The organism is Nocardia farcinica, assembly GCF_001182745.1.
GTDB lineage: Bacteria > Actinomycetota > Actinomycetes > Mycobacteriales > Mycobacteriaceae > Nocardia > Nocardia farcinica.
Window position 1 is genome coordinate 2,527,919 of record NZ_LN868939.1, and the last position, 13,163, is coordinate 2,541,081.

Genomic DNA, 13,163 nt, shown 5'->3' on the forward strand with positions numbered 1-13,163 from the left:
GCCAACGCTGGTCTTGATCAGAATCCTGTGACTTCGTCGATCATCTTCCGGGAAGGCGCGCCCTCCCGGGATCCACAGGTTCTGATCATTGCTCGACGAGGGCTTCGCCGGTTCCAAGCCGACAGCGACCCGTCAGCGCGCCGCCGTTCCGGTCGTTGATGCTCGGGTGGTGAGCGCGACGGCGACGAGCAGCAGCGCCAGCATGACAGTGGCCAGGAGTAGCTGCGGGTGTAGGCCGAGGAGCAGGGGGTTGTCCGGTCGGGGTTTGTGCAAGGAGGTGCCGGGAAACAGTGGTGCAGCCAGCAGGCCCAGCCATGGCGTGGCCAGGATCGAGCAGGCCGTGATCACGGGTGTTCGTGCCCCGCTTCCGCGCTGCCACAGCAGGACCATCGCGATCACACTGAGCCCGACCGTGACGAGGATGTATTGGGCGGCATGGAGTTTCGCGTGTGGGGGCCATGCGTCGTCGCGCAGCTCGGACAGTGCTGCGGTGAGCGCTGTGGCTACGGCGACGTAGGTGACGAGAATGCGTGCAGTGCTGTGGTGACGGTTGCGCTGAGTGGTCATCTCACGAGTTCCTACAGCCCTGTAGTGGATCGGACTCCCGCCCGGAGGCCGGCAGCCGTGTGTGGCCGCGGCCTCCGGGCGGGGCGGGCCTCAGGCGCGCGCGGGCAGGAGTTCGGCGACGAGGGCTTCCACGCGAGCCTTGATTTCGTCGCGGATCGGCCGGACGGATTCGACTCCCTTGCCTGCGGGGTCTTCGAGCACCCAGTCGCGGTAGCTGACGCCGGGGAAGGTCGGGCAGGTGTCCCCGCAGCCCATGGTGATCACGACGTCGGAGGTTTCCACGGCGTCGTAGGTGAGGATCTTCGGGGTCTGGTCGGAGATGTCGATGCCGAGTTCGGCCATTGCCGCGACCGCGGCCGGGTTGATCTGATCGGCGGGTGCGCTGCCGGCGGAGCGGACCTCGATGGCGTCGCCGGCGAGGTGGGACAGGAATCCGGCGGCCATCTGGGAGCGTCCGGCGTTGTGGACGCAGACGAACAGGACGCTGGGCTTGGTGGTCATGTGCGGGTGGGCCTTTCAGTGGGCGGGGAGGTCGAGTTCGGCGAGCAGGTATCGGACGCGGGTTTCGATCTCGTCGCGAATGGGGCGGATCGCGGCGAGGTCGAGGTCGGCGGGGTCGTCGATGTCCCATTCCTCATACCGGCGCCCCGGGTAGAGCGGGCAGGCATCACCGCAGCCCATCGTGATGACGACGTCGGCGGCCTGGATGATCTCCTCGGTCCAGGGCTTGGGGAACTCGGTGGTGATGTCGATGCCGACCTCGGCCATCGCGGCGATCGCGGCGGGATTGATTTCGTCGCCGGGTTCGCTGCCGCCGGACCACGCGACCGCGCGGTCCCCGGCAAGGTGGGTGAAGAACCCGAGGGCCATTTGGGAGCGTCCGGCGTTGTGGGTGCACAGGAACAGCACCGTGGGGGTGCCGGTGTGGGCTTTGCCTTCGACGCGGGCCAGGGCGTGCAGGCGTTGGCGGGCGAAGCGTTCGGCCAGCAGCGGCAGGTAGTTGACCACGGTCGCGCGTCCGGCGAACTGGTCGTAGGAGGAGTGCAGGAACCGCTCGATGGTCTCGACGCCGAAGGTTCCGTTGAACTCACGTTGCAAGTGGGTGGCCGCGGTTTTCAGCGCGAGTTGCTGGTCGATGGTCAGGTCGTGGCGGGTGTGGGAGGGGCTGTCGGTCATGGGTGTGTCCGTTGCTCGATGGGGGTGGTGAGTTCGGTGAGCAGGTTGTTGACGCGGGTGGTGATGTCGTCGCGGACCAGGCGCATGCGTTCGATGCCGTCGATGCCGCGTTCGGAGGGTTCGTCGGTGTCCCAGTTGAGGATCCGCACCCCGTCGACCGGGCCGATGTGGGCTTCGCGGCCGAGGGTGACGACCAGGTCGACCGAGGCCAGCAGGGCCGGGTCGATCGGTTTCGGGGTCTCGCCGCTGATGTCGATACCGACTTCGAGCAGCGATTCGGCCGACAGGGCGTTGATCGCGGTGCCGGGTTTCGTTCCGGCGGAATGGACCTGCACGAGGTCACCGGCGGCGGCGCGCATCAGCCCGGCCGCCATCTGGGATTTGCCGCTGTTCTTCACGCATACGAACAGCACCGACGGGGTCGTGCTCATCGCGGCGCCATCTCCCCGGTGCCCGACGCCGCCGCCGGGGAGATGGTGGCGGGGAAGCGTTTGCGCAGCGCGAGCGAGACGTAGACCAGTCCGACCAGGACGGGGACCTCGATGAGCGGGCCGACGACCCCGGCGAGGGCCTGGCCGGAGGTGGCGCCGTAGGTGGCGATGGCGACGGCGATGGCGAGTTCGAAGTTGTTGCCCGCGGCGGTGAACGCCAGGGTGGTGGTGCGCTCGTAGCCCAGACCCAGGACCGCGCCGAGGGCGTAGCCGCCGCCCCACATGATGGCGAAGTAGGCCAGCAGCGGGATCGCGATCCGCACGACATCGAGAGGATGGGAGGTGATCTGGTCGCCTTGCAGGGCGAACAGGATCACGATGGTGAACAGCAGCCCGTACAGGGCCCAGGGCCCGATCTTGGGCAGGAAGCTGGATTCGTACCAGGTACGGCCCTTGGCGCGTTCACCGAAGCGGCGGGTGAGGTACCCGGCCAGCAGCGGGATGCCGAGGAAGATCAGCACCGATTTCGCGATCTGCCACGGCGAGGTGTCGATCGTGGTTTGTTCCAGGCCGAGCCAGCCGGGCAGGACCGAGAGGTAGAACCAGCCGAGTCCGGCGAACATGATCACCTGGAAAACCGAGTTCAGCGCGACCAGCACGGCGGCGGCTTCGCGGTCGCCGCAGGCGAGGTCGTTCCAGATGATGACCATGGCGATGCAGCGGGCAAGGCCGACGATGATCAGCCCGGTGCGGTACTCGGGCAGGTCCGGCAGCAGCAGCCAGGCCAGGGCGAACATCAGAGCCGGGCCGAGGATCCAGTTCAACAGCAGGGAGCTGAGCAGGAGTTTGCGGTCGCCGGTGACGGTGTCGAGGCGGTCGTAGCGGACCTTGGCCAGCACCGGGTACATCATGATCAGCAGCCCGATCGCGATCGGCAGGCTGATGCCGTCGATCTCCACCGCCGACAGGGCATCGCCCAGGCCGGGGATCATGCGTCCGAGCAGCAGGCCGGCGGCCATGGCCACGCCGATCCAGACGGGCAGGAACCGGTCGAGGGTGGACAGTTTGGCGACCACGGCGGGTTGGTCGGTGGTGTTCACGCTCATGCGGGGGCTCCGATCGCGGTGCCGCTCTCCACGAACAGGACTTCCGAAAGCCGTTGCAGCGCTTCGGGGACGACGCGGTAGTACACCCAAGAGGCGCGGCGTTCGCTGTCGAGCAGCCCGGCTTCGCGCAGCACCTTGAGGTGATGGGAGATGGTCGGCTGGGTCAACTCGATGCCCGCGGACAGGTCGCACACGCAGGCTTCCTGGCTCTCGCGCGAGGCGATGGCGCTGAGCAGTCGCAGCCGAACCGGGTCCGAGAGTGCTTTGAACACGCTGGCCAGCTCGACGGCGTGGGGTTCGGACAGCGGCTCGCGCACCAGGGGCGCGGCCGAGCACGCCTGCACAGGCGTCACCACCAACTTCGACTTCGGCATACGCCAATATTGACCGATATCGATACCGGGAGGCAAACGAACAGCCGGTGAACACCGGCCCGTCCGCCAGGGCTGCGGTTACCGGACCGGGGAGCGGCGTTCGAGCAGGATGGTGTCGTGCCAGACGCCGTCGCGCTGGGCGGTGCCGTTGCTGGCGGAGGACCTGCTGACGTCGGGCCACCCACCACTTGCGGCTTCGGACCCGAGGTTGCGCGGTACTGTGCCGTATACCGTCCTGACCGCCTATGCCGCTCTGGCTGTGGGCGCGGGCCTGGGCAGGATGGTCGGGCTGGGTTTGTTGGCGTGGGGAAGGTGTGAGTGGGTTATGGGTTCTGTTCACGAGGTCATCGAGGCGTTCCGGCAGGCGCCGTCGAACTCGGAGCGGGGCACCAAGTTCGAGCAGTTGATGGTCCGCTACTTCGAGTTGGACCCGATGCTGGCCCAGCAGTACGACAAGGTGTGGCGGTGGACCGACTGGCCCGACCGGGCAGGAAAACCGGATACCGGGATCGATCTGGTCGCCCGGGAGCGTGATACCGGGGCGTTGACGGCGATCCAGTGCAAGTTTTACGAACCCACTCATGTGCTGGCCAAGGGCGATATCGACTCGTTCTTCACCGCTTCGGGGAAGAAGCCGTTCACCAACCGGGTGATCATCTCCACCACCGACCGGTGGGGCCGCAACGCCGAGGACGCCCTGCAGGATCAGACGATCCCGGTGCAGCGGATCGGGCTGGCCGAGATCGCGGAGTCCCCGATCGACTGGGACATCGCCTGGCCGGCTGGTGAGCTGCAGGTCAGCCTGTCGGAGGCCAAGCGCCACGAGCCCCGCCTGCATCAGGCCCAGGCCATCGACGCCGTCTTCAACGGTTTCGCCGCCGGCCACGACCGGGGCAAGCTGATCATGGCGTGCGGGACCGGCAAGACGTTCACGGCGTTGAAGATCGCCGAACGCACCGCCGTCGAGAACGGCGGCAACGCGCGGATTCTGTTCGCGGTGCCGTCGATCTCGCTGCTGTCGCAAACGTTGCGGGAGTGGACGGCCCAGACCCAGCTGGATCTGCGGGCGTTCGCTGTGTGCTCGGACAATAAGGTCTCCCGCTCGGCCGAGGACGTCTCGGTCCACGACGTCGCGATCCCGGTGACCACGAGCTCGGCGGTCCTGGCTGCGGAGATGGAGCGCCGCCGCCATGCGGCGGGGTTGACGGTGGTGTTCACCACCTACCAGTCCCTGCCCGCCGTGGCCGGCGCGCAGGCTGAGCATGGGGTGGAGCCGTTCGATCTGGTGATCTGCGACGAGGCGCACCGCACCACCGGTGTCACCCTGGTCGGCGATGACGAGTCGAACTTCGTGCGCGTGCACGACGGCGACTATCTGAAGGCGCAGCGGCGGCTGTATATGACGGCCACGCCGCGGATCTTCGACGAGACCGTCAAGGACAAGGCCGCCGAACATTCCGCGGAGCTGTCGTCGATGGACGACGAAACCCGCTACGGGCCCGAGTTCCACCGCCTGTCGTTCGGGGAAGCGGTCGAGCGGGGTTTGCTCACCGATTACAAGGTGATCGTGCTGACCGTCGACGAAGACCTCGTCGCCGCGCCCTTGCAGCAGCAGCTGGCCGGGCAGTTCAGCGAGCTGCGCCTCGATGACGCCTCCAAGATCGTCGGCTGCTGGAACGGGCTGGCCAAACGCGCCGGGAAAACCCCCGACGGGGTGGGGTTCCCGCCGGGGCAGCCGCCGATGAAGCGGGCCGTGGTGTTCGCCAAGGACATCGCCGCCTCCAAACAGGTCGCCGAAGTCTTCCCCGCGGTGGTGGATGCCTACCGGGAGCTGCTCGCCGACCGCGAGGACGACGGCCATGAGGTCGCATCAACCAACCTGGACCTGTCCTGCTCGGTTCACCATGTCGACGGCACGTTCAATGCGCTGCAGCGCAACGCCGAACTCGCCTGGTTGAAGGCGCCGGTGCCGGAGGGTGAGTGCCGGATCCTGACCAACGCTCGCTGCCTGTCCGAGGGCGTGGATGTGCCGGCGCTGGATGCGGTGATGTTCCTCAACCCCCGCAACTCCGTCGTCGACGTCGTGCAGTCCGTCGGGCGGGTGATGCGTAAGGCCGACGGCAAGGACTACGGCTACATCATCCTGCCCGTCGCCGTGCCCGCCGGTGTCTCACCCGCGAAGGCCTTGTCGGACAACACCCGCTTCAAGGTGGTCTGGCAGGTCCTCAACGCCCTGCGCGCCCACGACGACCGGTTCAACGCGATGGTCAACTCCATCGCCCTCAACACCAGCAGCGACGTCCAGAAAACCGGCAAAGGCAGCGACATGCTGATGGGCGGGCACATCGGGCCCGTCACCGACGACCACGAAACTCTCTCCGACAGCACCACCAACCACGGCGACAACGCAGCGGAGGGGAGTCCGGCGCCGGACGAGGGTGCCCAGATGGCGCAGCAGATGGCGTTGTTCTCCCTGTCGGAATGGCAGGAAGCGATCGTGGCGCGCATCGTCGACAAGGTCGGCACCCGCGCCTACTGGGAAGACTGGGCCGCCGACGTCGCCGACATCGCCAACACCCTCATCACCCGCATCCGCGCCCTGCTCGCCGGCGCCTCCCCCGAGGTCGCCGCGGAGTTCGAGAAGTTCGTCCAAGGCCTGCGCGACAACCTCAACGACTCCATCAGCCGTGAGGACGCGATCAGCATGCTGGCCCAGCATCTGATCACCAAACCCGTCTTCGACGCCTTGTTCGCCGAGCACGACTTCGCCTCCCACAACCCGGTCTCCCGGGTGATGCAGGCCATGGTCGGCACCCTCGACGGCTCCGGCCTGGAAGCCGAAACCATCAAGCTCGAAGGGTTCTACGCCTCGGTGCGGGTCCGCGCCGCCGAGGTCACCACCGCCGACGGCAAGCAGAAGGTCATCGCCGAGCTCTACGAGAAGTTCTTCCGGCTGGGCTTCCGCAAACAATCCGAAGCCCTCGGCATCGTCTACACCCCCGTCGAGGTCGTCGACTTCATCCTCCACGCCGCCGACCAAGCCTCCCGCGACGCGTTCGGGCGCGGCCTCACCGATCAAGACGTCCACATCCTCGACCCCTTCACCGGCACCGGCACCTTCCTGACCCGGCTACTGCAATCCGGACTCATCACCCCGAAGGATCTGGCCCGCAAATACGCTGGTGAGCTGCACGCCAACGAGATCATGCTCCTGGCCTACTACATCGCCGCGGTCAACATCGAAACCACCTACCACGCCCTCACCGGCAAAGAAGCAGCCGCCGAGTACAGCCCGTTCGAAGGCATCGTCCTCGCCGACACCTTCCAGATCACCGAGAACGGCGACAGCCTGGATTCGATGATCTTCCCCCAGAACAACGAACGCATCACCCGCCAGAACGCCACCCCGATCAACGTCGTCATCGGCAACCCGCCCTACTCGGTCGGGCAGAACTCCGCCAACGACCTCAACGCCAACATCTCCTACCCCACCCTCGACGCCCGGATCGCCGACACCTACGCCAAACACTCCACAGCGACAAACAAGAACAGCCTCTACGACTCCTACCTGCGCGCCTTCCGATGGGCCACCGACCGCATCGGCAACAAAGGCATCGTCGCCTTCGTCTCCAACGGCGGCTGGATCGACGGCAACACCGCGGCGGGACTTCGCCTGTCGCTGGCCGACGAATACTCCCGCATCTACGTCTACAACCTGCGCGGCAACCAACGCACCGCGGGCGAACTGTCCCGTAAAGAGGGCGGCAAGATCTTCGGCTCCGGCAGCCGCAACACCGTTGCCATCTTCATCGGCATCAAGAACCCCGACCACACCGGGCCCTGCGAGATCTACTACCGCGACATCGGCGACTACCTCACCCGCGAAGACAAACTTCGCATCATCGCCGAGGGCACCCTCACCAGCATCGACTGGCAGACCATCACCCCCAACACCCACGGCGACTGGGCCAACCAACGCAACGACGAGTACCAGGCCTGGCCAGCCATCGGGGAGAAAAACGCCTCCCGGGAACAGGTCACCGTCTTCTCCAACTTCTCCCGCGGGCTTGAGACGACCAGGGATGCGTGGGTGTACAACTACTCGCGTACCAATCTGGCCGCGAACGTGCAGCGGCTCATCGGCAACTACAACGACCAGCACATCCCGTTCGCTGACTACTGCCGTACCGCAGGGGTCACCCGGCCGAACGAAGCCGCCGTCACGGACTACCTGACCGCCAACCCAACTGCAGCGCAGGCTGACTACATCAAGTGGTCGCGCAGTCTCCGCACCCACCTTGCCCGTCGCACGCAGGTCACATACCGGACCGAAGGCCATACCGTCAGCCTCTACCGGCCTTTCGCTAAACAGCACACCTACTTCGACAAGCACCTCAACCATGAGCGGTCGCAGCTCCCGTCGATGTTCCCGACCCCGCATCACAAAAATCTTGGCTTTTACCAGGTGGGGAATGGCTCCGCTGTGCCGTTCTCGGTGCTCATGCTCAACATGCTTCCTGATCTCCATGTCACAGGAGCGGGAAGCGGTGGTCAGTTCTTCCCCCGTTGGACCTACGAGAAGGTCGTCACCCCCGAGGGGGAGCTCGACTTCGGTGCCGCGACGAGCAGCGATATCGATGACTACGGCTTCCGCAGAATCGACAACATCACCGACGGGATCCTCAAGCTGTATCGCGATGCGCTCGACGACAAGGTCAGCAAGGATGACATCTTCTACTACGTCTACGGCCAGCTCCACGATCCGACCTACCGGCAGACCTACGCCGCAGACCTGAAGAAGATGCTGCCGCACATCCCCACCCCGACCTCACGGGAGCGGTTCGAGCAACTCGCCGATGCCGGCCGCCAGCTGGCGGACCTGCACACCGGCTACGAGACCGTGGAGCCGTACAACCTCGACATACAGGTCAGAGCCGCTGATCCGGAAGATCGGCAGACGTGGCGGGTGTCGAAGATGAAGTGGGGCAAGAAGAAACATCCCGAGACCGGCAAGAACGTCGAGGACCGCACCACCATCGTGTACAACCCCAAGGTCACCATCACCGGCATCCCGGATGACGCCGACCGCTACGTGCTCGGATCCCGGTCGGCGTTGGCGTGGATCATCGAGCGCTACCAGGTCAAGACCGACCCGGCGTCGGGAATTGTCAACGATCCCAACGACTGGTGTGACGAACACGACGATCCAACTTACATCGTCGACCTGATCAAACGGGTGACGACGGTCGCGGTCGAGACGATGAGGATCGTGGATTCGCTTGGGTGAGCGACACCGGAAACTACCGCCGCGGCGCCGGATCTCAGCCCGACAAGCCCCCGCCGTCAGTGTCCCGGCGGCGGGGCCCGCTCAGGACCGGAGGTATTCGCCAGTCAGACGCTGCAGTTCCTCTTCCGATACGGAGCTATCGTTGTCGAGCGCCTCGGTCACCAAGTCCAGGTCAGCGGTCAGTCTTTTGATTTCAGCTGGGGAGTGGATTCGGTTCGTCGAGCTGCCCGGAGCCACGGCGTAGGCCAGATCCTCCCGTGGGTCGCCACGACGTAGCACGCCGTCGATCGCTGTCTGGAGCTCGGCCAGGAGCTGTCGCCGTTCAGAGTTCATCCGGCGATGCTCCCATGGCCAGGCCGCGCCCGCACTTATCGGCGGCTGGCATCGCGCCGGCGCCGGGCAGCGCGGATTTCGGTGTCGGCGACTTGGTCGGCGAGCAGGGCGTAGATCTGGGTGGTTTCGGTGGAGGCGTGGCCGAGGCGTTTGCGGACGACTTCGATGGAGACGCCGGCGTTGATGAGTTCGGTGGCGTGGGAGTGCCGGAGCTGGTGGATGTCGATGTCCACCCCGGCCGCGGCGCAGTAGCGGCTCCACCGGTGATGCGCCGCGGAGTAGGAGAGCGGGCCGCCGCGGCCGTTGATGCTGGCGCGGAACATGGGTCCGGCGGTGTAGCCGGTGCGGTCGAGGTAGAGCCGGAGCATGGCGACGTAGCCGCGGTCGTCGAGCAGGACGGTGCGTACGGTGCCGCCCTTGCCGTGTAGCCGGACGTGTTCGTCGTCCAGCCGGAGGTCGAAGTCCTCGACATACAGCTCGCAGACCTCGCTGGCGCGGGCGCCGCAGACGTAGGCGGTTTCGAACAGCACCCGGTCCCGCAGCACGTCGAGGGCGACATCTTTGCGGGGCCGGCGAGCGCAGATCGCGGCGAAGACCTTGGCGATGTCGGCCGCCGGGGCCGGGCGGGGCAGGGTCTTGGGGACGGTGATGGTGTCGACCTTGTCCATCGGATTCGCGGCCAGCAGGTCGTGGCGAACGGCCCACCGGCAGAACGCGGCGACCGCGGCCCGCTTGCGCTTGCGGGTTGCCGGCGCGAGATCCGCGATCCCCGACAGGAACCCGCGCACCGCCGCCACCGTCACGCCGTCGAGGCCGCCGTCGACGTGTTCGGCGAAGCCGGTGAGGTCGCCGCGGTAGGCGCGCAGGGTGTTGGTGGGCCGGTTGGCGTTGGCGAGGTCGGTGAGGAACTGCTCGATGTGCACCGCCAAGGGCAGTGTCGTCTCGTCGTCGATGTCGGCCGTCTTCGCGCCCATTCCGCTCCCCTTCGCCGAGGTTGCCCGATAACCAGGAATCGAACGTCTCGCGGCGGGCGGTGTTGTGCCAGCTCGCCGGAACCGTTCAGGTCCTATCTTGCCCGATAACCGTAGTTATCAGGCAAAGTTGGAGACACGGTTGCGTCGACGAGCTGCTAGCCTCCAGCTACCGCCAGCTCGGGCGCGGTTGCCGCCATCGTCGGGCAGCCTCACCGCCACGGCCACCACTCTGGGCCAGAGCGCAACCACTAACCTGCCGATTAGCAGTTCCCTACGGGCGAGCTGAGGCGGCCGCCCGCCCGGTGGCCTCGACCGCGGGCAGCTCGCACGCTGCGGCGACCGAGGCCAGCAGCCCGGTTGCGCCCCTGGTCTCTACCGTGCGCTCCGCGCGCCCGAGCAGGCTCTGATTCACGGTCCGGCAGATCCACCGTGCGTCGGGCGCGGCCCCAACCGCTGGACCGCACAAGGAGAACAACGTGTTCACATTCGACAAACTGGTGCTGGAATCGGTGAAGGAGTCGCTGCACAAGGTCCTCGCCGACAGCGGGATCCTCGAGGAGGTCGCCAGGGAGATCCAGCCGGAGATCGACCGGAGGACTGCCCAGTTCCGGAAGGGCATACAGTGCCGTGAGATCGAGCTGAGGTTCTTGCGGGGCCACCACGGCGAGTAGTGGGCTGTACAGGTGGTGCGTGTCTGCCTAACTCGGAGCATGCACCACCGGGTAGCTCGGTCCTCGAAGGCAGGCCCGGCGCTAGAGCAGGCCGATTCGCTCGGCGCCGAACGCGACGGCGAAGAGTATCGCGAGAGCGGCCCCCATCCAGAACAGCCCGTGGACGGCCAGGGCGAAGATAGCCGACACGATTACGGTGGTGAGGAACATCGCGATCCCACACCCCGCCGGAAGCCTCTCCGCTTCAGCCGCCCGACCCACCGGTTGAACCGGTGGCGGCTCGGCCGCACGCTCGGAGCCTTCGCCGTCTCGGCCGACATCGGTGGACCCAGTAGCAGTGGATGCTCCCGAGGCCGAAGGCTCAGGCACATCATGGAGTAGCTGCGTCGATACTGCTGGCTGCTGAGGAAGCGGCTGGGAGGTGAAGGCATTGTCTGGACCCGGGGCAAGTGGGCGGCGGATCACCATGTGCTTCACCTGCAAAGGACCCGACGCGACCAGGGTGGTGGCGCCAACGAGTTTCCAATCAGCACGCGGGTCACCAAATCCGCCGTGGTACTTGCCGAAACATGAGCAGACGCACTCGCTGACATCGGTCTCGGTGGCTTCTTGGCAGCGCCGGTCGCACTTCTCGGTCTCGGAGAACTCCATGAACAGGTCGACCTCACCGAACCGTTGAGCCATCGCCTCGGCGAGCACCCACAGGTGACGACGGGCGATTTCCCACCGCCGAGCCTGCTTGTTCCACTCTGGCCGCACCCGCCGACCGAGTTCCCCCAGGATCCACTCCCGGTTCGAGCCGCCCTCGTACGGCATCCAAACCCACAACCTCGCTTGGCCGACTTTGCGCTTGATCCACGGCCTGCGCTGTGCCACTTCGCCCCCTACCCCTTTTGCGAACCGACCGACGGAACACCGAGTGTCGCAGTGGATACCGACAACCTGCCCGATTACGGCGGACGAGGAGCCACAGCGGTCGAGTCGGAAATCGACGCCGGGGTGGCGGCATCTCGAACAGATTTTCGAGGTTTCGGCGTGGCGGTGCGTTCCCGCACACATGCAGGGCCGACAATCCTCGAATGGAGTGTTTCGTGAAGAACTGTCACAGCCCGGCGGCGGGAACCAAGGACCTCGATCCGCAAAGGATCGGTGGCTGGTCGAGCTACCCCTATGAAGTTGCCCTCTGCGAGCCTCACTCAGCCGCGATCGACGCAGGCGTCGACTGGGTCTGCCGTGACCAGGAGGACGGCAGCTCGGGGTGGCTCGTGTTGGTGGGCGACCAGATCAAGAGCCTGGAAAAGTACACGGTGAAGTCGGTGGGCGCCATCACCAGCGGTTCGGTGAACTGGCGCTCCAACGGAGTCCTGCCCTCGGGCATGCACATCCCTATCGAGGTGCAGCAGGTCGGAAACCGCGAGCCGTCCACGATCGGGCTCTACATCGATCCGGATCAAGCGAGGAGGCTCATTGACATCCTGAAGTTGCACATCAGGACTCAGGAGAGGTAGCGACGTCGTGTGATCGAGGTTCAGGGACGGCTGCCGAGCACTGCCGGGATCCGCGTGGTGTCTTCGACCCAGGCCGCAGCGGCTGGGTCGATCCAGGCGAGGACTTGCAGCAAGTCGTTGAGCCGTGCGGTGTGATCGACGCCGTGGATTGGTTCGTGGTGCGCGACTCTGTTGCGCAACTCGTGTAGCTCGACGATTGGATCGTAGACAGCGGTCCGGCTCCGCGGGCGCAGGTGCGGGAAGGCGTGCCGGTAGGCCTGGGCCCACAGAGTGCTCTGGTAGGTGCCAGCGAGGGTGTACCGCCAGAATCCGAAGTTGAGTTCTGCGATGACTTTTCCGTGGACCTCGGGGATGGTCTTGTTCAGGGTTGCACGGCTGCGTGCCTTGCGGATGGACTGTGCCAGCCTGGTGCCTGTGCCCCAAGGCATCTTCGGGTCGGCGTACCAATCACCGTTGCCCTTACGGATGCGCTGGTGGTAGCTGATCAGCTGGGCGTCGAGGGCATTGCGCAGCACGATCTCGAACGAGCCGAGCGTTTCGTGCCAGGCTCCAGAGGCGAGTTGGTTCCACTCATATAGCTGCTCGCCCGCCGCATCCGAGCCGGCGACCTGCACGTAGCGGTCGAACCGGCCAGCAGACAAGAATCGCCGCAGATCCGCAGCTGACCATCGGGCGGGAATTGTCGTCACGGTCGCTGAGGTTATACTGGGCGCAGAAAACCCCGGAACGATCCCTA

General features: G+C 66.0%; 13 protein-coding genes. 3 read left to right on the forward strand and 10 right to left on the reverse strand.

All coding sequences use genetic code 11. The annotated features are described in order from the left end of the window. Positions 1-132: 132 nt before the first annotated feature. From AMO33_RS28435 to AMO33_RS28460, 6 genes are all read right to left on the reverse strand, one after another. On the reverse strand, positions 133-567 hold the full coding sequence (locus tag AMO33_RS28435; protein ID WP_060594882.1) for a DUF6640 family protein: 435 nt from the start codon (positions 565-567) through the stop codon (positions 133-135). A 90-nt stretch (positions 568-657) separates the two neighbouring features. After that, positions 658-1,068 (reverse strand): arsenate reductase ArsC, encoded by a 411-nt coding sequence (locus AMO33_RS28440; RefSeq protein WP_011212395.1) that lies wholly within the window; start codon positions 1,066-1,068, stop codon positions 658-660. Positions 1,069-1,083: 15 nt separating this feature from the next. After that, positions 1,084-1,743 (reverse strand): arsenate reductase ArsC, encoded by a 660-nt coding sequence (locus AMO33_RS28445; RefSeq protein WP_060594883.1) that lies wholly within the window; start codon positions 1,741-1,743, stop codon positions 1,084-1,086. Beyond that, entirely contained in the window at positions 1,740-2,174 is a 435-nt protein-coding gene (locus AMO33_RS28450) for an arsenate-mycothiol transferase ArsC (RefSeq protein WP_060594884.1), read from the reverse strand. The genes AMO33_RS28445 and AMO33_RS28450 overlap by 4 nt, the downstream gene beginning before the upstream one ends. Next, complete coding sequence (gene arsB / locus AMO33_RS28455; protein WP_060594885.1) at positions 2,171-3,280, reverse strand: ACR3 family arsenite efflux transporter; 1,110 nt, start codon at positions 3,278-3,280, stop codon at positions 2,171-2,173. Before arsB ends, AMO33_RS28450 begins: the two co-directional genes overlap by 4 nt. Further along, positions 3,277-3,654 (reverse strand): ArsR/SmtB family transcription factor, encoded by a 378-nt coding sequence (locus AMO33_RS28460; protein WP_060594886.1) that lies wholly within the window; start codon positions 3,652-3,654, stop codon positions 3,277-3,279. Before AMO33_RS28460 ends, arsB begins: the two co-directional genes overlap by 4 nt. A 325-nt stretch (positions 3,655-3,979) precedes the next feature. Here AMO33_RS28460 and AMO33_RS28465 point away from each other — a divergent pair, with 325 nt between their 5' ends. Then, positions 3,980-8,941 (forward strand): DEAD/DEAH box helicase, encoded by a 4,962-nt coding sequence (locus AMO33_RS28465; RefSeq protein ID WP_060594887.1) that lies wholly within the window; start codon positions 3,980-3,982, stop codon positions 8,939-8,941. A gap of 81 nt (positions 8,942-9,022) precedes the next feature. Here the strand turns inward: AMO33_RS28465 and AMO33_RS31830 are convergent, their stop codons facing one another. Together AMO33_RS31830 and AMO33_RS28470 are read right to left on the reverse strand one after the other, a co-directional pair. Next, positions 9,023-9,274, reverse strand: a complete 252-nt coding sequence (locus AMO33_RS31830; RefSeq protein ID WP_062954251.1) for a hypothetical protein — start codon at positions 9,272-9,274, stop codon at positions 9,023-9,025. Between the two features lie 35 nt (positions 9,275-9,309). After that, on the reverse strand, positions 9,310-10,248 hold the full coding sequence (locus AMO33_RS28470; protein ID WP_060594888.1) for a tyrosine-type recombinase/integrase: 939 nt from the start codon (positions 10,246-10,248) through the stop codon (positions 9,310-9,312). Between the two features lie 476 nt (positions 10,249-10,724). On the opposite strand from AMO33_RS28470, the gene AMO33_RS31835 reads away from it, so the two are divergent. Next, on the forward strand, positions 10,725-10,919 hold the full coding sequence (locus AMO33_RS31835; protein ID WP_041561586.1) for a hypothetical protein: 195 nt from the start codon (positions 10,725-10,727) through the stop codon (positions 10,917-10,919). A gap of 81 nt (positions 10,920-11,000) precedes the next feature. Here the strand turns inward: AMO33_RS31835 and AMO33_RS30755 are convergent, their stop codons facing one another. Continuing rightward, positions 11,001-11,735 (reverse strand): hypothetical protein, encoded by a 735-nt coding sequence (locus AMO33_RS30755; protein WP_240327341.1) that lies wholly within the window; start codon positions 11,733-11,735, stop codon positions 11,001-11,003. A gap of 263 nt (positions 11,736-11,998) precedes the next feature. Between AMO33_RS30755 and AMO33_RS28480 the strand changes: the two genes are divergently transcribed. Further along, the gene (locus tag AMO33_RS28480; protein WP_011212385.1) at positions 11,999-12,427 is read left to right on the forward strand and encodes a hypothetical protein; all 429 of its coding nucleotides are present in this window, start codon (positions 11,999-12,001) and stop codon (positions 12,425-12,427) included. A gap of 20 nt (positions 12,428-12,447) precedes the next feature. Here AMO33_RS28480 and AMO33_RS28485 read toward each other — a convergent pair whose 3' ends face one another. Further along, positions 12,448-13,116 (reverse strand): hypothetical protein, encoded by a 669-nt coding sequence (locus AMO33_RS28485; RefSeq protein WP_205317778.1) that lies wholly within the window; start codon positions 13,114-13,116, stop codon positions 12,448-12,450. Between the last annotated feature and the right edge of the window lie 47 nt (positions 13,117-13,163).

Bases quoted from the DNA above. Each gene is read 5' to 3' on its own strand.
- AMO33_RS28435 (WP_060594882.1), bottom strand. From the start codon at position 567: ATGACCACTCAGCGCAACCGTCACCACAGCACTGCACGCATTCTCGTC.
- AMO33_RS28440 (WP_011212395.1), bottom strand. From the start codon at position 1,068: ATGACCACCAAGCCCAGCGTCCTGTTCGTCTGCGTCCACAACGCCGGA.
- AMO33_RS28445 (WP_060594883.1), bottom strand. From the start codon at position 1,743: ATGACCGACAGCCCCTCCCACACCCGCCACGACCTGACCATCGACCAG.
- AMO33_RS28450 (WP_060594884.1), bottom strand. From the start codon at position 2,174: ATGAGCACGACCCCGTCGGTGCTGTTCGTATGCGTGAAGAACAGCGGC.
- arsB (WP_060594885.1), bottom strand. From the start codon at position 3,280: ATGAGCGTGAACACCACCGACCAACCCGCCGTGGTCGCCAAACTGTCC.
- AMO33_RS28460 (WP_060594886.1), bottom strand. From the start codon at position 3,654: ATGCCGAAGTCGAAGTTGGTGGTGACGCCTGTGCAGGCGTGCTCGGCC.
- AMO33_RS28465 (WP_060594887.1), top strand. From the start codon at position 3,980: ATGGGTTCTGTTCACGAGGTCATCGAGGCGTTCCGGCAGGCGCCGTCG.
- AMO33_RS31830 (WP_062954251.1), bottom strand. From the start codon at position 9,274: ATGAACTCTGAACGGCGACAGCTCCTGGCCGAGCTCCAGACAGCGATC.
- AMO33_RS28470 (WP_060594888.1), bottom strand. From the start codon at position 10,248: ATGGGCGCGAAGACGGCCGACATCGACGACGAGACGACACTGCCCTTG.
- AMO33_RS30755 (WP_240327341.1), bottom strand. From the start codon at position 11,735: ATGCCGTACGAGGGCGGCTCGAACCGGGAGTGGATCCTGGGGGAACTC.
- AMO33_RS28480 (WP_011212385.1), top strand. From the start codon at position 11,999: ATGGAGTGTTTCGTGAAGAACTGTCACAGCCCGGCGGCGGGAACCAAG.